19 protein-coding genes are annotated in these 22957 nt (G+C 73.6%); 6 read left to right on the plus strand and 13 right to left on the minus strand.

The features are described from left to right. Positions 1–5: 5 nt before the first annotated feature. The 5 genes from ACFYZS_RS13750 (at position 6) to ACFYZS_RS13770 (ending at position 4872) form a co-directional block, all read left to right on the plus strand. The gene (locus ACFYZS_RS13750; RefSeq protein ID WP_389010871.1) at positions 6–1490 is read left to right on the plus strand and encodes a bifunctional phosphatase PAP2/diacylglycerol kinase family protein; all 1485 of its coding nucleotides are present in this window, start codon (positions 6–8) and stop codon (positions 1488–1490) included. A 39-nt stretch (positions 1491–1529) separates the two neighbouring features. Beyond that, complete coding sequence (locus tag ACFYZS_RS13755; protein ID WP_389010874.1) at positions 1530–1916, plus strand: barstar family protein; 387 nt, start codon at positions 1530–1532, stop codon at positions 1914–1916. Positions 1917–2009: 93 nt separating this feature from the next. Then, positions 2010–3674: an energy-dependent translational throttle protein EttA gene (gene ettA / locus ACFYZS_RS13760; RefSeq protein WP_389010877.1), complete on the plus strand. Its 1665-nt coding sequence runs from the start codon at positions 2010–2012 to the stop codon at positions 3672–3674. 5 nt (positions 3675–3679) lie between these two features. Beyond that, complete coding sequence (locus ACFYZS_RS13765) at positions 3680–4141, plus strand: acyl-CoA thioesterase (RefSeq protein ID WP_389010880.1); 462 nt, start codon at positions 3680–3682, stop codon at positions 4139–4141. Continuing rightward, positions 4138–4872, plus strand: coding sequence for a hypothetical protein (locus ACFYZS_RS13770; protein WP_389010884.1), 735 nt, complete (start codon positions 4138–4140; stop codon positions 4870–4872). The genes ACFYZS_RS13765 and ACFYZS_RS13770 overlap by 4 nt, the downstream gene beginning before the upstream one ends. A 38-nt stretch (positions 4873–4910) precedes the next feature. On the opposite strand, the gene ACFYZS_RS13775 is transcribed toward ACFYZS_RS13770, so the two are convergent. Beyond that, a complete protein-coding gene (locus ACFYZS_RS13775; RefSeq protein ID WP_389010887.1) occupies positions 4911–5315 on the minus strand; it encodes a globin in 405 nt (134 codons plus the stop codon). Positions 5316–5417: 102 nt separating this feature from the next. On the opposite strand from ACFYZS_RS13775, the gene ACFYZS_RS13780 reads away from it, so the two are divergent. Next, positions 5418–6443 carry a methyltransferase domain-containing protein gene (locus tag ACFYZS_RS13780; RefSeq protein ID WP_389010890.1) on the plus strand — a complete coding sequence of 342 codons (1026 nt, stop codon included), beginning with the start codon at positions 5418–5420 and terminating at the stop codon, positions 6441–6443. 18 nt (positions 6444–6461) lie between these two features. On the opposite strand, the gene ACFYZS_RS13785 is transcribed toward ACFYZS_RS13780, so the two are convergent. The 12 genes from ACFYZS_RS13785 to ACFYZS_RS13840 all read right to left on the minus strand — a co-directional run bounded on the left by ACFYZS_RS13785 (position 6462) and on the right by ACFYZS_RS13840 (position 22865). Beyond that, entirely contained in the window at positions 6462–7520 is a 1059-nt protein-coding gene (locus ACFYZS_RS13785; protein WP_389010893.1) for an FHA domain-containing protein, read from the minus strand. Between the two features lie 63 nt (positions 7521–7583). Further along, a complete protein-coding gene (locus ACFYZS_RS13790; protein WP_389010896.1) occupies positions 7584–8909 on the minus strand; it encodes a VWA domain-containing protein in 1326 nt (441 codons plus the stop codon). A gap of 42 nt (positions 8910–8951) precedes the next feature. After that, entirely contained in the window at positions 8952–10559 is a 1608-nt protein-coding gene (locus ACFYZS_RS13795) for a protein phosphatase 2C domain-containing protein (RefSeq protein WP_389010899.1), read from the minus strand. A gap of 3 nt (positions 10560–10562) precedes the next feature. Next, positions 10563–13310 (minus strand): tetratricopeptide repeat protein, encoded by a 2748-nt coding sequence (locus tag ACFYZS_RS13800; protein WP_389010902.1) that lies wholly within the window; start codon positions 13308–13310, stop codon positions 10563–10565. Then, positions 13307–14575, minus strand: coding sequence for a hypothetical protein (locus ACFYZS_RS13805; protein WP_389010905.1), 1269 nt, complete (start codon positions 14573–14575; stop codon positions 13307–13309). The genes ACFYZS_RS13800 and ACFYZS_RS13805 overlap by 4 nt, the downstream gene beginning before the upstream one ends. A gap of 71 nt (positions 14576–14646) precedes the next feature. Beyond that, on the minus strand, positions 14647–15744 hold the full coding sequence (locus tag ACFYZS_RS13810; protein WP_389010908.1) for a glutamate ABC transporter substrate-binding protein: 1098 nt from the start codon (positions 15742–15744) through the stop codon (positions 14647–14649). Between the two features lie 5 nt (positions 15745–15749). Further along, the gene (locus ACFYZS_RS13815; RefSeq protein WP_389011658.1) at positions 15750–17102 is read right to left on the minus strand and encodes a hypothetical protein; all 1353 of its coding nucleotides are present in this window, start codon (positions 17100–17102) and stop codon (positions 15750–15752) included. A gap of 224 nt (positions 17103–17326) precedes the next feature. Continuing rightward, positions 17327–18346 (minus strand): N-acetylglucosamine kinase, encoded by a 1020-nt coding sequence (locus tag ACFYZS_RS13820; RefSeq protein ID WP_389010911.1) that lies wholly within the window; start codon positions 18344–18346, stop codon positions 17327–17329. Beyond that, positions 18337–19611: a 6-phospho-beta-glucosidase gene (locus tag ACFYZS_RS13825; protein ID WP_389010914.1), complete on the minus strand. Its 1275-nt coding sequence runs from the start codon at positions 19609–19611 to the stop codon at positions 18337–18339. The genes ACFYZS_RS13820 and ACFYZS_RS13825 overlap by 10 nt, the downstream gene beginning before the upstream one ends. A 5-nt stretch (positions 19612–19616) precedes the next feature. Next, on the minus strand, positions 19617–20543 hold the full coding sequence (locus ACFYZS_RS13830) for a carbohydrate ABC transporter permease (protein ID WP_389010917.1): 927 nt from the start codon (positions 20541–20543) through the stop codon (positions 19617–19619). Position 20544: 1 nt separating this feature from the next. Next, a complete protein-coding gene (locus ACFYZS_RS13835) occupies positions 20545–21525 on the minus strand; it encodes a carbohydrate ABC transporter permease (RefSeq protein ID WP_389010919.1) in 981 nt (326 codons plus the stop codon). A 5-nt stretch (positions 21526–21530) separates the two neighbouring features. Beyond that, complete coding sequence (locus tag ACFYZS_RS13840) at positions 21531–22865, minus strand: ABC transporter substrate-binding protein (protein ID WP_389010922.1); 1335 nt, start codon at positions 22863–22865, stop codon at positions 21531–21533. Positions 22866–22957: the final 92 nt, after the last annotated feature.

The raw sequence follows: 22957 nt of genomic DNA on the forward strand, positions 1-22957 counted from the left end.
GGGCAATGGGCGATCAAGAGTTGACCTGGAGGGGTGCCGCCGCGCGGTGGGACCGGGCACTGTTCGACGGCGTGGCCCGTCGGCACTGGCCGGCGGGAGACCGGGTGCTGCCGAGGCTGGGCCGGGCCGCCAACCACGGCGTGCTGTGGGGCGGGGCCGCCGCGGCGATCGCGGTCCTCGGCTCGACCGGGGCCCGCAAGGCCGCGCTGTGCGGAGCCGCCTCGCTGGCGCTGGCCTCGGCGACGGTGAACACGGTCGGCAAGTGGTCCGTACGCCGGCCCCGGCCGCTGCTGGAAGGGGTTCCCGAGGTCCGGCGGCTCGTGACGCAGCCGACGACCACCTCCTTCCCGTCAGGGCACTCGGCGTCCGCGTTCGCGTTCACCACCGGGCTCGCGCTGGGGGCGCCCGGCTGGGGCGCCGTACTGGCCCCGGTGGCGGTGTCGGTGGCGTTCTCCCGCGTGTACACGGGGGTCCACTACCCCTCCGACGTGGCCGCCGGGGCGGCGCTGGGCGTGGCGGCGGGTCTCGTCGTGCGCCGCCTCGCCCGCGGCGTGGAGGAGGCGCGGATCGTACCGGGCGACGAGCGGACGGCCGCCGAGGCGCCCGCGCTGCCGGACGGGGCCGGGCTCACCGTCGTGGTCAACACCGGGTCCGGCACGGCCGCGGACGCGGGGATCGGCGTACTGCGCGCCCGGCTGCCGAAGGCCGAGGTGGTCGAGTGCGCGGGTCCGGAGCTGCCCGCGGAGCTGGCGGCGGCGGCCGCCCGGTCCACCGTCCTCGGGGTGTGCGGCGGCGACGGCACGGTCAACGCGGCCGCCACCGCCGCGCTGCGGGCCGGGGTGCCGCTGGCGGTGTTCCCCGGCGGCACGCTCAACCACTTCGCCCTGGACCTCGGCCTGGGCGGAGCCGAGGACACCTGCCGCGCCGTCGCGGCGGGCCGGGCGGTCCGCGTCAGCGTGGGCCGCTTCACCCCCGGCCCGGCTTCCGAGGACGGCCGCCCCGGGTACTTCCTGAACAACTTCAGCATCGGCGCCTACCCCGAGCTGCTGCGCCACCGCCTGCGCTGGGCGCCGCGGATCGGCGGCGGCCCGGCCGCCCTGCTGGCCGCGTGGAAGGTCCTGCGCGCGGAGCGCCCCGTACGGCTGCGGCTGGCCGGGCGGCCGCGGAGCGTCTGGCTGCTCTTCGCCGGCAACGGCACCTACCACGGCACCGGACCGACCCCCCGCCGGCGTGACGGCCTCGGCGAGGGCCTGCTCGACCTGCGTCTCGTCCACGGCGGCGGCCGCCCCGGCACGCGCCTGCTCGCCGCCGCGTTCACCGGCCCGCTGAGCCGTTCCCCCGTCCACACGGCCACCCGCCTGCGGAGCCTGCGCATCGGCGACATCCCGCCGGACACCCCGCTCGCGTACGACGGCGAGTACACCCCGGCCCCGCCCGCCCTCGTCCTCGACACCCTCCCGGACGCCCTGACGGTCTACCGCCACGGCTGACGCCGCGCCGCGGAGGGCACGGGGCTACGCTCGGGCGGCGTGACGACGACCTACGTACTGGACGGCAGCCGGATCGGGACGCTGGACGACTTCTGGACGCTGATGGGCGAAGCCGTCAACGGCCCCGGGGGCTGTTTCGGGCGGAACCTGGACAGCTTCGTCGACTGCCTCCGCGGCGGCTTCGGCACCCCCGACGACGGCGGCTTCACGGTCGAGTGGCGCGATCACGAGGTGTCCCGCCGGACCCTCGGCCACCCGGAGACCGCCCGCCGCCTGGAGGGCGTCCTGGAGCGCTGCCACCCGACGAACCGGGCCCGGGTCGCCGAAGAGCTCGCGCAGGCCCGCAGCGGCCGGGGCCCGACCCTCTTCGACATCCTCACGAAGATCATCGAGGAGGGGGCCCCGGGCACCCTCCGCCTGCGCTGAGCCGTCGCGGCGACCTACCCATTCGCCCGTAGGGGTGGACGACTGGCAAGATGGGGTGTATCTGCCCACCATCGATCTGCCGGACGGTTTCTCTTGGCTGAGTACATCTACACCATGCGCAAGACGCGCAAGGCGCACGGTGACAAGGTGATCCTTGACGATGTCTTCCTGAACTTCCTGCCCGGGGCGAAGATCGGTGTGGTCGGCCCGAACGGTGCCGGTAAGTCCACCGTTCTGAAGATCATGGCGGGCATCGAGCAGCCGTCCAACGGCGACGCCTTCCTCTCGCCCGGCTACACCGTCGGCATCCTCATGCAGGAGCCGAAGCTCGACGAGTCCAAGACGGTCCTGGAGAACGTCGAGGACGGCGTCGGCCCGATCAAGCAGAAGCTCAACCGGTTCAACGCGATCGCCGAGGAAATGGCGACGAACTACACCGACGAGCTGATGGAGGAGATGGGCAAGCTCCAGGACGACCTGGACCACGCCAACGCGTGGGACCTCGACGCCCAGCTGGAGCAGGCCATGGACGCGCTGGGCTGCCCGCCCGGCGACTGGCCGGTCACCAACCTCTCCGGTGGTGAGAAGCGCCGCGTGGCCCTCTGCAAGCTGCTGCTGGAGGCCCCCGACCTGCTGCTCCTCGACGAGCCCACCAACCACCTCGACGCCGAGTCCGTGAACTGGCTGGAGCAGCACCTCGCCCAGTACAAGGGCGCCGTCGTGGCCGTCACCCACGACCGCTACTTCCTCGACAACGTCGCCGAGTGGATCCTCGAGCTCGACCGCGGCCGCGCCCACCCCTACGAGGGCAACTACTCCACCTACCTGGAGAAGAAGGCCGAGCGCCTCAAGGTCGAGGGCAAGAAGGACGAGAAGCGCGCCAAGCGCCTCAAGGAAGAGCTGGAGTGGGTCCGCTCCAACGCCAAGGGCCGTCAGGCGAAGTCCAAGGCCCGTCTCGCTCGCTACGAGGAGATGGCGGCCGAGGCCGACAAGATGCGCAAGCTGGACTTCGAGGAGATCCAGATCCCGCCGGGCCCGCGTCTGGGCTCGATCGTGGTCGAGGTCAACAACCTCTCCAAGGCGTTCGGTGACAAGGTCCTGATCGACGACCTGTCCTTCACCCTGCCCCGCAACGGCATCGTCGGCATCATCGGCCCCAACGGCGCCGGCAAGACCACGCTGTTCAAGATGATCCAGGGCCTCGAGGCCCCGGACTCCGGCGAGATCAAGGTCGGCGAGACCGTCAAGATCTCGTACGTCGACCAGGGCCGCGCCAACATCGACCCCAAGAAGAGCCTCTGGGCGGTCGTGTCGGACGAGCTGGACTACATCAACGTCGGCCAGGTCGAGATGCCGTCCCGCGCGTACGTCAGCGCCTTCGGCTTCAAGGGCCCGGACCAGCAGAAGGCGGCCGGCGTGCTCTCCGGCGGTGAGCGCAACCGCCTCAACCTCGCGCTCACCCTCAAGCAGGGCGGCAACCTGCTGCTCCTCGACGAGCCCACCAACGACCTCGACGTCGAGACCCTGGGCTCCCTGGAGAACGCGCTCCTCGAATTCCCCGGTGCGGCCGTGGTCGTCTCCCACGACCGCTGGTTCCTGGACCGGGTCGCCACGCACATCCTCGCGTACGAGGGCGACTCGAAGTGGTTCTGGTTCGAGGGCAACTTCGAGTCCTACGAGAAGAACAAGATCGAGCGGCTCGGCCCGGACGCCACCCGTCCGCACCGCGCCACGTACAAGAAGCTCACCCGAGGCTGAGCAACATGGCCAGACATCACTACCGGTGCCCGCTGCGCTGGTCGGACATGGATTCCTTCGGCCACGTCAACAACGTGGTGTTCCTCCGCTACCTGGAGGAGGCGAGGATCGACTTCATGTTCCGGCTGGCGCCGGGGGAGGGCAGTGAGTCCTTCACGGGCGGGTCCGTCGTGGCCCGCCACGAGATCGACTACAAGCTGCCGCTCGTGCACCGTCACGAGCCCGTCCTGATCGAGTCCTGGGTGACGCGGATAGGCGCCGCGTCGCTGACCATCGGCTACGAGGTCAAGGACGAGGCGACCGAGGACGCACCGGAGAAGGTCTACGTGAGGGCCTCGACCGTGGTCGTGCCGTACAACCTCGCCGAGGGGCGGCCCCGCCGCATCTCGGCCGAGGAGAGGCACTTCCTGGAGAAGTACCTCGACGAGCCCGCGGGCTCGCGCGCGGAAGGCCGCATCGCCGCATGACCGAACGGCTGTGCCTCGCCGACTCCGGGGAGGCGGCGGACCTCGCCGCCTTCCTGGGCCGGCTCGTGCACTACGACCGCGCCGCCGCTGTCCGTCTGCAGGCAGCCGGCGGCGCGGTCGCCGTCTTCGGGCGGCCGGCCTCCTTCGAGGTGCTGGCCATCCGCACGGTGCGCCTCGCCGTGCCCGTCGCCGGCCCGCTGGACGTGACCGTCTCCGCGGGCGAGCTGCTGGAGTCCGTGGACGAGGCCGCCGCGAGCGCCGTCGTCCCCGCGCCGGTCACCGGCCCGCCGTGGACCGGCGTGCTCCCGCCCCGCGGCGGCTGGCGGCAGCTGCCGGGACTGCCCGGCCCCGAGGCGGTACGGGCCGCGCTGAGCGCCTCCGTGGCCGAGTTCCGGGCCCGGGACGAGGCCCTGCCCGCGCAGCACCGGACCCGGTCCGAGCGGGACCGCATCGGCCGCGAGATCTGGTCCCGGACGCTGGGCGACACCGAGCTCCCGCTGCGCGCCGTGCACGCCGCGCAGTCCCTGGGCTTCCTGCGGCCGATCCGGTCGGCCGTGGCGAGCGGCAACGGTGCCGGTACGGGTACCGGTGCTCCCGGCACCGCCCCCGACCCGGTGGCCCTGTTCGCCTCCGGCGGCTGGCTCCGGCTGCGCACCCCGTACGGCTCGATCGCGATGCGCCGCCCCGGCGGCACCGGGGGCCTGGGAGCCCTCCAGGTGAGGCCCGTCTAGCAGCGGGCCCCGCCCTCCGCTCGCGGTTCCCGTACGGGCTACCCCGCGGTGTTGACCATCGAGGCGGCGGCGTACGTCAGGTACCGCCACAGCTGCGCTTCCAGCTCCGGCGCCAGGCCCAGCTCGTCCACCGCCACGCGCATGTGGCCCAGCCACGCGTCGTGCGCGGCCGCGTCCACCTGGAACGGGGCGTGCCGCATCCGCAGGCGCGGGTGGCCGCGGTTCTCGCTGTACGTGTTCGGGCCGCCCCAGTACTGCATCAGGAACAGGGCGAACCGCTCCTCGGCCGGGCCGAGGTCCTCCTCCGGGTACATCGGGCGCAGCAGGGGATCGCCCGCGACCCCCTCGTAGAAGCGCCGCACCAGACGGCGGAAGGTCTCCTCGCCGCCCACCTGCTCGTAGAACGTCTGCTCCTGAACCGTGCCCCGCGGAATCTCATTCACCCGACCATCGTCTCAGACGCCCGGACGGAGGACGGAGGTCTTAGGACCACGGTTCGACGGCCACCGTTCGCCTCCCGGGCCCGGTCGCAGGACAGTGGAGCCATGGGTGCACACGCCGCTCACTCCGCACGTCCCGCCCGTCCCGCACGCCCTCCGCACGCCGCGCACGACGGGGCGCGGGACCTGCGGGACACCGCCCACGCCGCCCAGGTGCGGGAGCTGACCGCCGCCGGGGTGCTGGAGGATCCCGCCTGGCGGGCGGCCTTCGCGGCGGTGCCCCGGCACGTCTTCGTCCCGTACTTCTTCACCGGCCGCGGGGCCGGCCACGAGCGGCTGTGGGGCGAGGACCCGGACCCGGCCCACCGGGCCCGCTGGCTGCGCGGGGTCTACACCGACGCCCCGCTCGCGACCCGGCTGCGCGACGGCGAGCTGGTCTCCTCCAGCAGCCAGCCGTCCCTGATGGCGAAGATGCTGGAGGCGCTGGCCGTCCGCGACGGGGACGACGTACTGGAGATCGGCACGGGCACCGGCTACACCGCCGCGCTGCTCAGCCACCGGCTCGGCGAGGAGCACGTCACCACCATCGACCTGGACGAGGAGATCACCGAGTCCGCGCGGGCGCACCTGGCCCTGCTCGGCCAGCGGCCGACCGTGGTCACCGGCGACGGGGCGCGCGGCTGCCCTTCCCGGGCCCCCTTCGACCGGATCCTGGTGACCTGCACGCTGCCGCTGGTCCCGCACGCCTGGCTCGGCCAGTGCCGCCCCGGGGCGCGGATCCTGGCCCCGCTGTCGACCGGGCTGATCGCCCTGACGGTCCGGGACGCCGATTTCGCGGAGGGCCGCTTCCTGCACACCCCGGCGTACTTCGTCCCGCTGCGCGGGGCCACGGCCTCGCCGGCCGCGCCCGGGCTGCCGTACGGGCTCCCCTACGAGTTCGTGGAGAACGAGCGGTTCCAGTTCATGCTCGTACTGACCGCGGGCGCGCTGCACCCGCGCGAGGCCCTGGACCTGTGGCGCGGCGAGGGGCGGCCGGGGCGCGAGCGGTTCGGGGTGACGGTCAGCGCGGAGGGGCAGTGGTCCTGGCTCGACGACCCCCAGGGCCCGTACGTATGGCCCTTGGGGGAGTGAGGAGCCGTCGGGCCGTGGCTACCCGCGGCGGATCGTGATCGTCGTCCAGGCGCCGACGTGGACCCGGTCGCCGTCGGTGAGCGGCACCGGGACGTAGGGCTGGATCGGCTCCTCGCCACCGTTGATCGTGGTGCCGTTGGTGGAGTTCTGGTCCACGACCGCCCAGCTGAGATCGGGCTGCTGGACGAGCACCGCGTGCTGGTGGGAGACGCCCGGGTCCTCCGGGGGCACCGACAGGTCGATGTCGGGGGACTCGCCCGTGGAGGCGCGGCGGCGGCCGATGGTGATCTGGCCGCCGGAGAGCGGAAGGTGCTGCTCCGGGGAGTACGCGGGCAGGTTGAGCCCGGCGGCCTCGGGGCCGCTGCGCTGCATCATCGCCATGAAGTACGAGCGGTCGGGGCCGATCGTCGCGCTCCAGGCGCCGGTGCTCTGGGGCGGGAACGGCTGCTGGGGCCGGTGCTGTTGCTGCTGCTGGGCCTGCGGCGCCTGCTGGTACTCGTGCTGCTGCGGGGGCTGCTGCTGGTACTCCGGCTGCTGGTACTCCCGGAGCGGCGGCGGGGGCTGCTGCGGGTACTGCGGCTGCTGCAGGCCCTGCGCCTGCTGCTGCTCGTGCGCCGGCGGGGGCAGCAGCCAGTCGTCCTCGCGCTGCAGCGGCTCGGCCGGCCGGTTGACCCGGGAGGGCCGGGAGCCCTGGTACTCGAAGTGGTCCTGGGAGAAGGGCGCCGAGGCGGGCACCTGCGGAGCGGGCGGCGGCGGAGGCGGCGGCGGGGTGGCCCCGGCGGCGTTCCCGCCCGAGGCTCCCGCATCCGCGCCCTGCGGCGCGAGCGGCGTGTACGAGGTGGCCGAGCGCGTCAGGAAGTTGTACCGGCACTCCTCGCAGAACGGGGCCATCGCCTCGCGCGGGGTCCGGCACTGCGGGCAGAGCTCCGCCTGGGCGGTCGGCTCACCGGTGGTGGGAGGGTAGCCGTAGCCGTAGGAGGGCGCCGCGGGCGCGCCCGCGGCGGCAGCCATGCGGTGGCCGCAGACCTCGCACCAGTCGTCGGAGGCGGACTGGTGCCCGTTCGGGCAGGTCGGCATGGCGGCTCTTCCCCCTTCAGCCTGCGTCATCGCGTCAGGTCTTCTCAGGTCTCTCGGATGGTCTCAGGACTTCTTCACACGGACGGTCTGGATCGAACGCGTTTCGAGGGTCATCTCGTCGGCATCCGCGACCTTCGCCTTCAGCCGCACAGTACCCGCCGCCGCATCGACGACATCCACCACCTTCGCGAGCAGTTTGGCCGTGTCCGCGTTTCCCGAGGCACTGGCCAGTTGAACGGCACGGCCGAGCTTGGCCGTGGCGCCGTCGACATCGCCCATTTTGCGCGCTTCCAGCCCCTGTTGGATAGCCTGCGCGAGTTCCGCCTGTCCCGTGTAGTGGGCGACCTGCGGGTTGATGGCGGTGGAAGCGGCCAGATCGTCCGTCCACACCGCCCGTACGAGCCCCTGCGCGAGCGTGGCCGGCGGCTCGCCCGGCGCACCGGGCAGCAGGAGCGTGGCGCGGGCGGCCAGCATCTCCTGGCCGACGGACGCGGCCGGGACCCGCACGCACACGTGGTACTCGCGGGACTCGTCGCCCCAGGACCCGGTCGGGTAGTCGCCGGCGCGCGGGCCCGCCTCGGTGCGCCGGTCGCTGAGGTCCTGGACGGTGGGCGCGACCTGCTTGACGTACTGGATCTCCACGCCGACCGGGGTCCACAGCCGCAGCGCCACGTCCGCGACCTCCTTGCCCATGACGTTCTCCATCATGAGCGTGAAGTCCTCGGTGAGGTGCGCCGGATCGGCCACGATGTCGGCCGAGCCGAGCAGCGCGCTCGCGATGCCGGTGACCTCCTTGACCTCCCAGTCGGTCCCCACCCCGCGGGCGTCGCAGGTGAAGCGGCCCGCGCAGGCCTCCAGGGTGGCGCGCAGCACGGCCGGGTCCTCGTGCTCGTTGCGGCCGTCGGTGAGCAGGATGCCGTGCCGGATGGCGGCGGGGGACTGGCGCAGCAGGCCGTCGGCGAGGCGCAGCCAGGTGCCGATGGCGGTGCCGCCGCCGGCGCTCAGGCCGCGCAGGGCCTCCTTGGCCTGGGCGCGGGTGGCCGGGTCGGCGACGGCGAGCCGGCCCTGGCCCGGGTAGACCTCCTTGGCCACGTGCGTACCGGCGACGACGGCGAACGCGGTGCCGTCGCGCAGGGTGTCGATCGCGGCGGCCGTGGCCTCGCGGGCGCCGCGCATCTTGTCCGGCGGGTACTCCATGGACCCCGAGCAGTCCACCATGACCACGACGGCGGCCGAACCCCGGGCGGCCGTCGCCCGGGTGGCGGCGGCGCCGCCCGTGGACGTGACCGTGACGATGGCGTGGACGTCCCGCCCGCCCTCGGGGAGGAACTCGTTCTGGTACACCTCCACGCTGAAGCGCGGGGCGCTCGGCTTGGCGAAGTTCGCCATCGACTGGACTCCTAGGAGAGGGCGGGGGTGCGGGCGGGTGGATCAGGCCTGAGGGCGGGCTTCCGGTTCCACTTGCCCTTCCGTTTCCGATTCCGCCCGGGCAGCCGCCGCTGGGGTCGTCCCGTTCGCCGCCCCCGGGCCGGCCGGGGCGGCGAACGGGACGACCGCCACGGTGACGTTGTCGTGGCCGCCCCCGTCGAGGGCGTGCCCCACCAGGACCTGCGCGCTGTGCAGGGGTCGGGCGGCGGCGTCGGGGGGCAGCACGCGGGCCATGTCCTGTGCGGACTCGGCGTAGTTCCACAGGCCGTCGGTGCAGACGACCACCACGCCCGCGTGGTCCGGCTTGAAGCTGGCGGTGTGCGGCTCCAGGTCGTACGCGTCGGCCCCGAGCCAGCCGGTGATGGCGTGCGCGCGGACATCCGCGTAGGCCTCGGCCTCGCCCATCAGCCCGGCCGCGACCATCTGGGCCGCCCAGGAGTCGTCCTCGGTGAGGCGGCGCGGCAGCGCGTCCCGGTCGTCCGGGACCCAGTACACGCGGCTGTCGCCGACCCAGCCGACGGTCAGCAGGTCACCGCTGACGACGGCGCCGACCAGGGTGCAGGCGGGGGCGTTCTGCGCGCCGGGGACCTCGGGGGCCAGGGCGTTCACGGCGGCGGCCGCGGCCAGGATGGCGTCGTGCATGGCCTCCTGGGGGTGGGCCCCGCGCGGGAGGGCTTCGAGCAGGGCCTCGTTGGCGGCGCCGGCCGCGGCGGCCGACGCCTCGTCGGGGCGGCTGGCGGAGGAGACGCCGTCGCAGACGATGGCCACGGTGGCGGCCGAGCCGTCGGGCAGGGCCGTGGCCGCGACCGCGAACGAGTCCTCGTTGCGGTGGTGGCGCAGCCCGCGGTCGCTGACGGCGGCGACGCTGCCGAGCTCCTCCTCCAGGTGGTCCCGCTCGCGGGGCTGGGCGTGCCCGCAGTGTTCGCAGTACCCGTCGGTGTCGACCCGCCCGGCCCGGCAGGCCACGCAGGTCTTCCCGCCGTCGCCGGCCGCGGGCCCGCTCGGGATGCCGGAGGCGGCGTACGGGTCCTCGTGCCCGGGACCGGCGCCGCCGTACGGGGCTTCGGGCGCGCCCCAGGGCGTCCCCTCGGGCGGGGTGGGGGTGGAGCCGGGCCGGTCGTGGCGGATCTCGCCGCCGCCGGGGGCCGACTGCTCGGGCGCGCCGCCGTACGCCGGGCCGGGCGCTCCGTACGAGGAGCCCTGCGGCGGTACGGGAGCCGCCGCGGCGGGGGCCGGGGCGGGAGCGGGGGCCGCGGCGGGAGCCGGGACAGGGGCGGGAGCGGGCGCCGGCTCGTGAGCCGGGCCGGGCCGGGCCGCCGGGTCCGCGGCGGCCGGCTCCTGCGCAGCGGACCACCCGGCGGTGTCCCCGACCAGCGTCGGCGCCGCACCGGCCGCGACACTGCCCCAGCCGGGCGCGGGCTCCGCGAGGGCGTAGCCCCCCGTCGGGCCGGTCGGCGGGGCCGGGAGGGTCGGGATCGGGAGCGTCGGATCGTCCCGGGACACGGTCGGGGGCGCGGCGGACACGGGAGAGCCGCAGACGCCGCAGAAACGGTCACCCTCCTCGAGGGGCTCCGCGCAGCTGGGGCAGCCAGACGGCCGATGCATCGACATCACTCACACCCACGTCCGGGGACGGAAACGGTTTGCCCGCTCCACCAGTTCGATCCTGTCCTCGCCCCGCTGCGCCAGCCGCGCGAGCACGCGGTACGAGCGCTCCAGGCCGAAGCGCAGGCCCCGCTCGTCCAGTTGACTGCCGAGCAGCGAGGTCCGACCGGGGTCGGAACCCCGGCTACCCGACAGTACCCAGTCCAGGGCCGAGCCCAGAACCTCGGTCGACAACCGTTCGTGCCGCACCGCGTCCAGACCGAACCGCTCCAGGGCCTCCACCTGCGCGGCAGCCGCCGTCAGATCCGGAAGCAGAGCCTCCTCGGGAGACCGGTCGCGCAGGCGTGCCCGTACCGCCGCCACCCGTGCGGCGGTGTAGTGGATCGAGGCCTCGGGCACCGACTCCAGCGTGCGGACCGCCCCGGACCGGTCGCCCGCGGCGAGTTGGACGCGGGCCAGCCCGAAGGCGGCGCTCACGAACCCCGGGTCGGTGCTCCAGACCAGCCGGTAGTACTCGGCGGCGTTGTCCAACTGCCCCAGGATCTCCGCGCACAGGCCCAGCGCCAGCTTCGGCGCGGGTTCTCCCGGGAAGGCGTCGTAGATGGCGTCGAAGGACAGGGCCGCCATCTCGTCCTCGCCGGTGGCCAGCGAGGCGATCCCGCGCGCCCACACCACCCGCCAGTCGTCCGGATGCCGGCCTTCCAGATCGGCCAGGGCGGCCGCGGCCGCGGCGAGCTCGCCCAGCTCCAGGCGGGCCCGCAGCTCGCGCAGGCGCAGCTCGGCCGAGTCGGCGGGCGCCGAGCGCAGGGCGCCCAGCAGGTCGCCCGGGGCGGAGGCCAGCAGTCCGGCCAGGAACCCCGCGTTGGGGTCGGCCGGGTCCACCAGCGGCACCGGCAGGGCCAGTGCCATGCCCCGGGCCTCCAGCGCGGCCAGTTCCGTGCCGCGTACGCCCGGCCCGGGAACCGGTACCGGGACCGGCCCGGCCGCGGCTCCCTCCGGAGCCTGCCGGGGAGCCGGCACGGGGGCCGGTCGCGCCGCCCCGCCGACCCGGTGCGTCGCCGTGGTCCCGAGCGGCGCCGAGAGGGCCGCCGCCCCGGGGCTCCCGGAGGGCGCCCCGGCCGTACCCGGAGCCGGGGCGGAAGCCGGAGCCGGCAGGACCGCCGGGTGTCCGGCCCGGCGCCCGAGCCTGCGCCCGCCCGCGGTGGGACCGGGCACCCGCGCCCCCAGCCGGGACACCTCGGCCCCGGCCGGGTCGGCGAACAGCCGGGTGTCCGGAACCCGCAACTCCGGCCCGAACAGCGTGGAGAGCTGCGGCCGCGGCCGGCCCGTCTGCAGTGCGACGACCTCGCGCAGCACGCCCGTCAGCTGGTCCGCCATCTCCTGTGCGGACGAGAACCGCCGGTCCGGATCCGGATCCGTCGCCCGGACCAGCAGCCGGTAGAAGGACTCGTACCGCCCGAACACCTCGATGTGCTCCGGATCCGGCAGCGAATCCACGAACACGTTCGTGTAGCCCTGGAAGTCGAAGGTCAGGACGGCCAGCGTCCGCGCCACCGTGTACAGGTCGGAGGCGACCGAGGGGCCGAGCTCGGCCACCTCGGGCGCCTGGTAGCCCACCGTGCCGTAGATGGCCGACTCCTCGTCGTCCATCCGGCGCACGGCGCCCATGTCGATCAGCTTCAGCTGGTCCTGCTGCTGGATCGCGTTGTCGACCTTGAAGTCGCAGTACAGCAGGTTCCTGCTGTGCAGGTGCCCGAGCGCCTCCAGCGCCTCGATCCCGTACGCGCAGGCCTGCTCCACCGGCAGCGGATCGCGCCGGCCGTCCGGCCGGCGCCGCTCGTTCGCTATCTCCTTCAGCGATTTGCCGCCCACGTACTCCATGACGATGTACCCGTCCAGCGAACCCGTCCGCTGGTCCAGGTGCTCCACGAAGTTGTAGATCCGCACGATGTTGGAGTGCTCGATCTCCGCGAGGAAGCGCCGCTCCGAGATGGCCGCGGCCATCGCGTCCTGGTCCCCGGTGTCCAGCAGGCCCTTGAGCACCACCCACCGGTCCGAGACGGCCCGGTCCACCGCCAGGTACACCCAGCCGAGGCCGCCGTGCGCCAGGCAGCCCGCCACCTCGTACTGGCCGTGGACGACCTCCCCCGCGCGCAGCTTGGGCACGAAGGAGTACGGGTGCCCGCACTTGGTGCAGAAGCCTTCGGTGCGGCCCGGCCGGTCCCCGCGCGAGCGGCCCACCGGCGCCCCGCAGTCCGAGCGCGAGCAGAACCGCTTGCGCTCCGGCACCTCCGGGTTCTCCAGCACCGCCGCCGAGGGATCCGGACGCGGCACCTCCGGGATGTTGACCAGCCCGGCGCCCAGCCGGCTGCGCCCCGAGGGCCCGGCCGCCGAGCCCGAACTGCGCACCGACACCGAGCGGCTGGACGCGGCGCCCGCCAGGGAGCGCGAGAGCCGGCCCGACACCGAGCGGCGCGAGGACGAGGACCGCGAGGACCGCGAGGAGCGCGCCGAGGCGGAGGTCGAACCCGAACGGCCGGACCGGGCCGAGCCGTGCGACCCCTGGGATCCCTGCGAATCGGGGTGGCGGGCCGCGCTCGTCATCCCCGTCGGCGGCGAGACCAGCTCCTCCGCGCCCGCCGCGACGGCGCCGATCGGGGCCAGACCGCAGGTGTCGCAGTACAGCTCGCCGTCGCCCATGTCCTCGTACGACCCCGGGCAGCCGGGGCGGACGCACGCGGTTCCGACCAGACTCATGCGTCCTCCTCCTTCCCCGGCCCCTCGGGCCGGTACTGCGGCTGCGGCGGTGCCAAAGACTCGGCCGTCGCCTGTTGGTAGCGCAGCACGGCCTGCTCGGCGGCGCGCAGATCGCAGGGCGCGCTCCACAGCATCCGCCGGGCCGTGTCGTACCGCTCGATCAGGAGGGGATCCTCCGCCATGCCGTGCCGGGCCACCTTCGCCTTGTACGCGTCCAGCCGCCCGCGCAGCTCCGCCCGTACCGCCAGGGGCGCCGTCACCGCCGTCAACGATTCGCGGGCCCGGCGCAGTTCCTCCTCGGCCCGCTCCTCCAGCGAATCCAGCAGCGGCGAGAGCCGGTGCCACTGAGCCTGGCGGCGGTACTCGGCCGCGGCGGCCAACTGCTCCTGCAGCGCCGTCGGCGGCCCGCTCACCACCGGCACCTCCGAAGCCGCGATCTTCGCCAGTACCTCGCCGCGCGCCGTCCGCGCCTCCGCCAGGGTCCGGTCGGCCCGCGAGAGCACGTCCCGCAGGCTGATCAGCCGCTGCTCGGCGTCCTGCCGTACGGCCAGGACCGCCTCGATCTCCCGCCGTACGTCCTCCAGCGCGACCGCCGCGCGGTCGTACCGGGTGGTGTCCGGACGGCCGCCGCCCGGCGCGGAACTCCCCGCCACCGGCTGCCAGAACGCCAGCGGGTCGGCGATCACCTGTTCCCGCAGCCCGGCCAGCTCGGCGGTGATCGCCTCCAGGTCGTCGCCCGAAGGGTGTTCGCCCGGGCGGACCCCCACCGAGTGGGCCAGCGAGCGGGTGCGGTGCAGTTCGGCCGCGAGCAGGTCGATGCGGGCGGGCAGCGCCGACCACACCGAGTCGGCGGCCACCACCACGTCCAGCGAGCTCGCGTACAGCTCGTTCATCCGCGACACCAGCTCGGCGAGCGAGAGCCGCTCCGCCAATGCCACGCCCTCCGCCCCGGCCCCGGCGATCAGCACCCCGGGACCGCGCAGCCGCTCGGTCAGCTCGACCAGCTCCTCGCGGCCGGGCCAGCGGCGCCGCTCGCGGATCTCCCGGGCGGCGCCCAGCGCCCCGCTGTAGGCGTCGAAGTACGTCCACAGCCGGGTGATGGCGGCGTCGGCCGCCGCCCACCGCTCCTTGGTCACGCCGGTCAGCCCGGCCCCTTCCAGCAGCCTGCGCCCGGCGTGGTCCTGGAGGGCGAGCAGGGAGGTCTCGACGGCCTCGTGCTCCGCGCCGAGCCGGGCCAGGGCGCGGTCGACGTCGTCCCGGTCCATCACTGCCGACTGCGCCTCCACAAGCCCCGCCTCCGCTTCCCCGACATCGGGCTCCGACTCTGCCACCTGTCTCAGCCGTCCCGGTACTTCGGCGCGGGCGGTCCGGCCACACCGGGCAGAACGGGCTTGAGGTGCGTCACGTACGCCTGCATCCAGGGGCTGTTGTCACCACCGGCGCGGTAGTTCTCCAGCACCTTGTTGACCCGGCGCACCAGGTCGGAGGCGTCCTTGTTCATGGCCACCCCGTAGAACTCCCTGGTGAACGGGGAGCCGACGAGGCGGACCGACGGGTCCTGCGCGGCCTGGCCGGCCGCGAGCGCGTTGTCCGTGATGATGCCGTCCACCTCGCCCAGCTGGAGCCGGACCAGGCAGTCCAGCTGGTTGGGCACGCTCACCGGAACCGATCCGTACGGCTGGGCCTTCAGCGCGGCCTCGGCCGTGGAGCCGGCCGCGGTGCAGATCCGGCGGTCCTTCAGCGAGGCGTCGTATCCGGTGATCGGCGAGCCCTTGGGGGCCAGGACCTGCTGCCCGGCCTCGAAGTACGCCGTCGAGAACGCGACGTCCTCCAGCCGCTTGCAGTTGATCGTCATGGTCCGTACGACGACGTCGACGCGGCCGTCCTGGAGCGCGGGGACGCGCTGGCTGGTGGGGATGGCCCGGTAGATGACCGCGTTCTCGTCGCCCAGGATGTCCTTCGCGATGGCCTTGACGAGGGCGATGTCGAAGCCGTCGAGGCGGCCGTCGACCGGGTTGCGGTAGCCCCACTTGAAGCTGTTCTGGTCCACGCCCGCGACGAGCTTGCCCGCCTTGCGGATCCGCTCGATGGCCGGCCCGTCCGCCCCGTTCGGGCGCAGGCTGGCCTCCGGGTCCTGGCAGGTGTCGGTGAGCGACCAGGGGGCCGGGGCGGCCGCCATCGAGGCGGGTTCGCGGACGACGGCCGGGCGGCCGCTCTCCGGGGCCGCCTGGGCCAGCGGCAGCAGGACGGCCGCGGCCGTCACCGCGCAGGCGGCGGCCATCGCGCTCACCCCGCCCCAGCCGCGCAGCCGGGCCGCGACGCGCCGAGGCCCGGAAGCACGCGGCACCGGGCCGGGCACCCCGGCCGCACCGGGTGCTCCGCCTCCGCGGCCCTCGCCGTGGCCGTCGTCGTGGGACTTCACGCGTATCCGCATCGCTGTCACCTGTACTCCGAAAGCCGGCGCCCGATGCCGAGCAGTGCCGCCGCCGCGCCGACGACCGCCAGGGCCGCCGAACCCGTCACCAAACCGCCCAGCGCGCCGAGCCCGCCCCGGGCCGCCCGGGTGAACTCCTTCTGCTCATGGGCCAGTGCCTGCTCCAGGGACGCGTCCACCGTGTCGAACGAGGCCCCGCTGCTGTCCTTGTGGTCCTTGTCCCCGATGACCTGGGGCAGCGCGGCCTGGTAGTCCCCGCGCAGGTCGGTCTCCCGGGCAGCCGCGTGCCGCTGCTTCCACTCCTTGACGCCGTCCGCTGCGCGGGCCACCGGATCCCGCCCGCTGCTGTCGTCGGCGAGCTTCTGCGCCTTCGCCAGACCCGCGTCCAGCTCCTTCATCTCGGCCGTGAAGTCCACGTCGTACTTGTCGGACTTGTTGTCCGCGGCCAGAACGGCGCCCCGCGCGATCAGGGTCAGATTCTCACTGGCGCGCGCCTGGAGCGAGGCGATCCGCGCGTCGTTGAGCACCTTCAGCGACTCCTGCCCGTCCGCCCGGGCCTCGGCCAGCCCGGACCGGGCGACCGTGTGTCCCACGGCCAGCCACAGCAGCACCACCAGCGAGGCGGCCGTCGCCGCCACGAGGCCGTGGTTGAAGACGCGGTTCGTGCGGCGGTAGTTGCGGCGCTGCGCCCACGCCAGCGCGGCGAGCGCGAGCAGGCCCGCGCCGAGCGAGGCCAGCGGCAGCGCGCGGGCGTCGTCGTAGTCCGTGTAGAGCCGGTCCGTCTCCGCCTCGTACAGCCGCTGCGCGGCGGGCAGCAGCTGGGTGCTCATCTGCTCGTTGGCGTACCGCAGATAGGCGCCGCCCAGCGGCAGGCCCTGCTTGTTCGTGGCCCGGGCCTGTTCGATCAGGCCCGTGTAGCGCGGGAGCCGCTCGCTCAGCAGCGCGATCTGCTTGCGCGAATCCTCGTCCGCCCCGGTGTTCGCGGCCGCGTTCACCAGCAGCTTCGAGGCGTTGGAGATGTCCTTCTCGTACCGCTCGCGGACCTCGCGCGGCTCGTCGCCGCCGGCCAGGAACCCGCTGGAGGAGGCCGTGTCGGCATCTGCGAGGGAGCGGTAGATGCTCGCCGCGTCCGCGCTCAGCGGCTGGCTGCGGCCCACCACGTCGTCCGCGGCGCCGACCCGGGCGGAGATCTCCCAGACGGTCACCAGGCCGAACAGCAGGACGAGCGCCGCCAGGACGGCCCCGATGATCCGCAGCCGGCCGGGCTCGGTCGTGGCGGCCGCACGCAGCCGCTCCACGCCCTCGGCCCAGGCCGTACCCGGACGGGGAGGACCCTGTGGCGGCCCGGGGGGCGGCACGGCGACAGCGCCCCCCGGCGCGGGCGCGCGTGATGTGATGGCCACCGTGACCTCCCCCTCGGTCCTGACTGCTCCGCAGCAGTATGGCCGTAGTGGCGGGCAACCACAGCACCCGGTGCCGGATCTTGGCGATCCACCCCCGATGTGCGCCGACCCCGCCCCTTCACCGTGAATACGTCTCCACGGCCGCCACGGTTCCAGACCCGGGGCCTGCCGGGGCGGGTTCACCCGAAATGGGCACGGAGTTTTCCATGGGCCTCGGGCAGGGCCCCGAGCGCGTCCAGCCCCAGCAGCCCGGCACCCAGCACCGGCGGGGCCGAGACCACCGACACCCGGGCATGCGGTGCGCGCCGGGCCAGCCCCGCCGCGATCCGCTCGTCCAGCTGCCCGTGACCGGCCGTGAGGACACCGCCGCCGAGCAGTACCGGAGCCTCCTCCTCCAGCAGGTCCAGCCGGGCCAGTGCCACCGAAGCCAGCGCCACCACCTCGTCCGCCTGCCGCTCCACGATCGCCGAGGCCACCGCATCGCCCGCCGCGGCCACCGAGAACAGCACGGGCACCAGCTCGTGGGTCCGCGCGTGCGCCAGGGCCCCCAGGTGCAGCGCCTCGATCAGCTCGGCCATCGAACCGAGCCCGAAGTGCCCCGGCAGCGCCGCCGCCAGCTCCGTCGGGCCGCCCCGGCCGTCCTCCGCCCGCGCCGCCCACCACAGGGCCTCCGAGGCCAGCCCGCCCCCGCCGCCCCAGTCCCCGGAGATCTGGCCGAGGGCCGGGAAGCGGGCCGTGCGCCCGTCGGGCCGCATCCCCACGCAGTTGATGCCCGCCCCGCACACCACCGCGACGCCCCGCGGCGGCTCGCCCGAGGAGAGCCCGGCGCGCAGGATCGCGAAGGTGTCGTTGAACACCCGGGTGGCCGAGCCCCAGCCGCGCGCGCCGATCGCCTCCGCGAGCTGCCGCTCCTCCACCGGGAGGTCGGCATTGGCCAGACACGCCGCGACCTGGTCGGCGTACGGCGACCCGGGCGCGGGCAGGGGCAGCGCGGCCGCCTCGACGGCCTCCGCGACCGCCCGCCCCAGGACGTCCACCGCCTCCTCGACGCCGGTGCGCGGCGGCTGGAAGCCGCCGGAGCGCCCGGTGCCCAGGACCGTTCCGTCCGCGGCGATCAGGGCCGCGTCCGTCTTGCTGTTGCCCGCGTCGATGGCCAGGACGGCGGGCCGGGCGAGCCGGGCGGGAGACTTCACGCCCATGGCAGGTGCTCCTTGTTGTGCGCGAGGAGACGGTCGGTCAGACCCTCGGCGAGGTCGAACTGGCCGACCAGCGGGTGCGCCAGCAGCGCCTTGAAGACCCGCTCGCGGCCACCCCGTACGGCCGCGTCCAGCGCCAGGTCCTCGTACGCCGTGACGTGCGCGACCAGTCCGGCGTACAGCGGGTCGAGGCGCGGCACGGCCAGCGGCACCGGGCCGGACCGGTCCACCCGGGCCTGCACCTCGATCACCGCGTCGTCCGGGAGGAACGGCAGGGTGCCGTTGTTGAGCGTGTTGACCACCTGCACGGCGGCCGGGCCCGGCCCGCCGTCGCCCAGCAGCGCCGCCGCCAGGTCCACGGCCGCCTCCGAGTAGAAGGCCCCGCCCCGCTTGGCCAGCAGCTCCGGCTTCTCGTCCAGCGCCGGATCGGCGTACAGGGCGAGCAGCTCCTGCTCCATCGCGGCGACCTCGGCGGCCCGCGAGGGCTTGCCGCCCAGCTCGCGCACCACGGCGTCGTGCGCGTAGAAGTACCGCAGGTAGTACGAGGGCACGACGCCGAGGCGGTCCAGCACCGCGCGCGGCAGCCGCAGGTCCTCGGCTACGGCCGCGCCGTGCTCGGCGAGCAGCCCGGGCAGCAGGTCCTCGCCGTCGGGGCCGCCCTTGCGCACCCCCATTTCCCAGGTGAGGTGGTTGAGGCCCACGTGGTCCAGGTGGATGTCGGAGGGGGCCAGGTCCAGCAGGGCGGCGAACTTCCGCTGGAAGCCGATGGCCACGTTGCACAGGCCGACGGCCTTGTGCCCGGCCCGCAACAGGGCGCGGGTGACGATGCCGACCGGGTTGGTGAAGTCGATGATCCAGGCGTCCGGGTTGGCCCGCCGGACCCGCTCGGCGATGTCCAGCACCACCGGGACCGTCCGCAGCGCCTTGGCGAGACCGCCGGCGCCCGTGGTCTCCTGCCCCACGCAGCCGCACTCCAGGGGCCAGGTCTCATCCTGGAGCCGGGCCGCCTGCCCGCCGATGCGCAGCTGGAGCAGGACCGCGTCGGCGCCCTCGACGCCCGCGTCGAGATCGGCGGTGGTGGTGACCCGCCCCGGGTGCCCCTGCTTGGCGAAGATCCGCCGGGCCAGCGCGCCGATCAGCTCCAGCCGCTCGGTGGCGGGGTCGATCAGTACGAGCTCGCTGATCGGCAGGGTGTCGCGCAGCCGTGCGAAGCCGTCGATCAACTCGGGCGTGTAGGTGGAACCGCCGCCCACCACTGCGAGTTTCATGGTCACTAGCCTTTCACTCCCGTCAGGGTGACGCCCTCGACGAACGCCTTCTGGGCGAAGAAGAAGAGGACGATCACCGGCGCCATGACCAGCACGGTCGCGGCCATGGTGAGGTTCCAGTTGGTGTGGTGCGCCCCCTTGAAGGACTCCAGCCCGTAACTGAGGGTCCAGGCGGCGGGGTTGTCCGAGGCGTAGATCTGCGGGCCGAAGTAGTCGTTCCAGGCGGAGAAGAACTGGAACAGCGCGACGGCGGCGATCCCGGGCTTGGCCATCGGCAGGACGACGCGCAGCAGGGTGCGGAGCTCTCCGCAGCCGTCGACCCTGGCCGCGTCCAGGTACTCGTCCGGGATGGTGAGCAGGAACTGGCGGAGCAGGAAGATGGAGAACGCGTCGCCGAAGGCCATCGGGATGATCAGCGGCCACAGGGTGCCGGACAGGTCCAGCTGCTTGGCCCAGAACAGGTACATCGGGATGACCACCACCTGCGGCGGCAGCATCATCATGGCGATCACCAGCAGCAGCGACAGCCGCCGCCCGCGGAAGCGGAACTTGGCCAGCGCGTACGCGACGGGCACCGAGGAGACCACGGTCAGCAGCGTGCCCAGCCCCGCGTACAGCAGGGTGTTGCGCCACCAGGTCAGGAATCCCGGGGTGTTCCACACCTTGGCGTAGTTGCCCCATTCCCAGGTGTCGGGCACCAGGTCGCGGGTCAGCGCCTGCTGGTCGCTCATCAGGGAGGTCAGGAAGAGGAAGACGAAGGGGAGGACGAAGAACAGCGCGGCGGCGACGCCGAGGGCGTGCACGCCGACCCAGTGCAGGAGGGCCCTGCGCCCGGCGCCGGGGCCGGCGCCGCGGCGCGGTCCGGCCGTTCCTGCGGCCGCCCCGGAGTTCGCCGCGGCCGCGGGCGCCGTCGTGTCGGTCAGTTGGGCCATCTCAGTCACCTGCTCCGATCAGCCCGCCACGGCGGCGCATCAGCAGCGCGGTGAAGGCCATGGACAGGGCGAAGAGGACCAGCGCGACGACACACGCGGTGCCGTAGTCGAAGCGCTGGAAGCCGACGTTGTAGACGACCTGGGGGAGGGTCAGCGTGGACTTGTCGGGGTAGCCCGGCTCGAACTGCTGGCCCGAGCCGCCGATGACACCCGCGGCGACCTTCCCCGCCACCAGGGGCTGCGTGTAGTACTGCATGGCCTGGATGACCCCGGTGACCACCGCGAACAGGATGATCGGCGAGATGTTCGGCAGGGTGATGTGCCGGAACCGCGCCCAGGCCCCGGCCCCGTCCAGCTCCGCGGCCTCGTACTGCTCCTTCGGTACGTCGAGCAGCGCGGCCATGAAGATGACCATGAGGTCGCCGACCCCCCACACCGCGAGGACGGTCAGCGCGGGCTTGGACCAGTCGGCGTCGGTGAACCAGCCGGGCGCGGGCAGGCCGACCCCCTCCAGCAGGGTGTTGACCGGGCCGGTGCCGGGGTTGAGCAGGAAGACGAAGGCCAGGGTCGCGGCCACCGGCGGAGCCAGGTAGGGCAGGTAGAACAGGGTCCGGAAGACCCCCGCCCCGGTCTTGATCCTGGTGATGAGCAGGCCGACGCCGAGGCCGAAGACGACCCGGCAGGCGACCATCACCACGACCAGCCACAGGGTGTTGCGCATGGCCGGCCAGAACAGCGGATAGTCCGTGAAGACGTACGTCCAGTTGTCCAGGCCGTTGAAGACGGGCGGGCGGAAGCCGTCGTACTTCGTGAAGGAGAAGTACACGGTGGAGGCGAGCGGGTACGCGAAGAAGACGGCGAACCCGATCAGCCAGGGGGACATGAAGGCCGCGGTCCGCAGGGCGGCCCGGCGGCGCTTCGCCCGCAGCGGGGGTGCGAGGGCGACGGCGGCGCTCCCGGCGCTGGTGCTGCTGCTGGTCATCGGGGCTACTTCGCCTTCGCGATGTCCGTGTCGATCTGCTGGCCGGTCTTGGCAAGACCGGCCGGGACGTCGGCGACGTCACCCTTCTCGACCGCGTACGCGAGGTCCTGGAAGGTCAGCTGGTAGGTGCCGCCGTCGGCCTGGGCCGGGGTGGTGTTCGACTTCGGGTGCCGCGCGATGTCGAGGAAGGTCTTGAACTCCGGGGTGACCTGCAGGCTCGGGGAGTCCAGGGCCGCCAGGGTGGAGGGCACGTTGTGGATGGCGTTGGCGAAGGCCACGACCGCCTCCGTGTCGGTGGTCATGTACTTCACCAGCTCCCAGGAGGCGTTCTGCTTCCTGCTGCCCGAGGCGATGCCCATGATCGTGCCGGAGAGGTAGCCCTTGCCGTAGTCGGCGGCCTGGTCGTCCGGCACCGGCAGCGGCGCGGTGCCGATCTCGAAGGTGACCCCGGCCTCCTTGGCCATCGCGGCCCGCCACTCGCCGTCGATCTGCATCGCGACCTGCCCCTTGTGGAAGGGGTGCTCGGCGCTCCACTCGTCGCCGAAGGTGCTGCGGAACTTCTCCAGCTTCTCGTAGCCGCCGAGCTTGGCCACCAGGTCCTTCTGGGCCGTCAGCATGTTCGCGAACGCCGGGTCCTTGGCCAGGTTCGACTTGCCGTCGGCGTCGAAGTACTTCGGGCTCCACTGGGCGGCCAGGCGCACGGGGGTGGTCTCGTAGCCGTGGTAGGTCGGCATGATGCCGAGCTGGTCGTACGAGTCCCCGTTGGGCTTGGTCAGCTTCTGCGCGACCTCGACGAACCGGCTCCAGGTCTTCGGCGGCTCGGTGATGCCCGCGGCCTTGAAGGCGTCCTTGTTGTAGACGAGGCCGTAGGCGTCGTTCAGCAGCGGCAGCGTGCACTGGTTGCCGTTGAACTGGGTGTAGTCCAGCAGGGTCTTGGGGAAGACCTTCGCCTTGTCTATGCCGGCCTTCCGAAGGAAGGGGTTGAGGTCGGCGAAGGCGCCGGAGTTGCAGAACTTGCCGACGCTGTCGGTGGTGAACGAGGAGACCACGTCGGGGGCCTTGTCCCCGCCCGCCCGGAGCGCCTGGTTGATCTTGTCGTCGGTCATGTTGCCCGTGACCTTGACCTTGATGTTCGGGTGCGCCTTCTCGAACCGGGCGATGTTCTCCTCGATCGCCTTGGCCTCGCTCGGCGCGGACCAGCCGTGCCAGAAGTTGAGCGTGACCTCCTTGTTCGGATCGTCGGAAGCCGCGGATCCGCTCTGGCCCGTACAGGCGGTGGCGAGGACGGACAGCGCGGCGACGGCGGTGGCCACGGCGGTCAGACGGCGGGTTCTGGGCATGGCGGGGCTCGCTCTCTGCGGGAGGAACTTCCGGGACGGGTGCCAGGGGATGCGACGAGGAGAGTGACGGGGCGGTGCCGGGGGTGCTGGTG

It is taken from the genome of Streptomyces sp. NPDC001903 (genome assembly GCF_042891345.1).
In the GTDB taxonomy this organism is placed as follows: Bacteria; Actinomycetota; Actinomycetes; order Streptomycetales; family Streptomycetaceae; genus Streptomyces.

Coding starts and splice junctions, on each gene's coding strand:
- ACFYZS_RS13750 (WP_389010871.1), top strand. CDS start 6: ATGGGCGATCAAGAGTTGACCTGGAGGGGTGCCGCCGCGCGGTGGGAC.
- ACFYZS_RS13765 (WP_389010880.1), top strand. CDS start 3,680: ATGGCCAGACATCACTACCGGTGCCCGCTGCGCTGGTCGGACATGGAT.
- ACFYZS_RS13770 (WP_389010884.1), top strand. CDS start 4,138: ATGACCGAACGGCTGTGCCTCGCCGACTCCGGGGAGGCGGCGGACCTC.
- ACFYZS_RS13780 (WP_389010890.1), top strand. CDS start 5,418: ATGGGTGCACACGCCGCTCACTCCGCACGTCCCGCCCGTCCCGCACGC.
- ACFYZS_RS13785 (WP_389010893.1), bottom strand. CDS start 7,520: ATGCCGACCTGCCCGAACGGGCACCAGTCCGCCTCCGACGACTGGTGC.
- ACFYZS_RS13790 (WP_389010896.1), bottom strand. CDS start 8,909: ATGGCGAACTTCGCCAAGCCGAGCGCCCCGCGCTTCAGCGTGGAGGTG.
- ACFYZS_RS13795 (WP_389010899.1), bottom strand. CDS start 10,559: ATGTCGATGCATCGGCCGTCTGGCTGCCCCAGCTGCGCGGAGCCCCTC.
- ACFYZS_RS13800 (WP_389010902.1), bottom strand. CDS start 13,310: ATGAGTCTGGTCGGAACCGCGTGCGTCCGCCCCGGCTGCCCGGGGTCG.
- ACFYZS_RS13805 (WP_389010905.1), bottom strand. CDS start 14,575: ATGGACCGGGACGACGTCGACCGCGCCCTGGCCCGGCTCGGCGCGGAG.
- ACFYZS_RS13810 (WP_389010908.1), bottom strand. CDS start 15,744: ATGCGGATACGCGTGAAGTCCCACGACGACGGCCACGGCGAGGGCCGC.
- ACFYZS_RS13820 (WP_389010911.1), bottom strand. CDS start 18,346: ATGGGCGTGAAGTCTCCCGCCCGGCTCGCCCGGCCCGCCGTCCTGGCC.
- ACFYZS_RS13825 (WP_389010914.1), bottom strand. CDS start 19,611: ATGAAACTCGCAGTGGTGGGCGGCGGTTCCACCTACACGCCCGAGTTG.
- ACFYZS_RS13830 (WP_389010917.1), bottom strand. CDS start 20,543: ATGGCCCAACTGACCGACACGACGGCGCCCGCGGCCGCGGCGAACTCC.
- ACFYZS_RS13835 (WP_389010919.1), bottom strand. CDS start 21,525: ATGACCAGCAGCAGCACCAGCGCCGGGAGCGCCGCCGTCGCCCTCGCA.
- ACFYZS_RS13840 (WP_389010922.1), bottom strand. CDS start 22,865: ATGCCCAGAACCCGCCGTCTGACCGCCGTGGCCACCGCCGTCGCCGCG.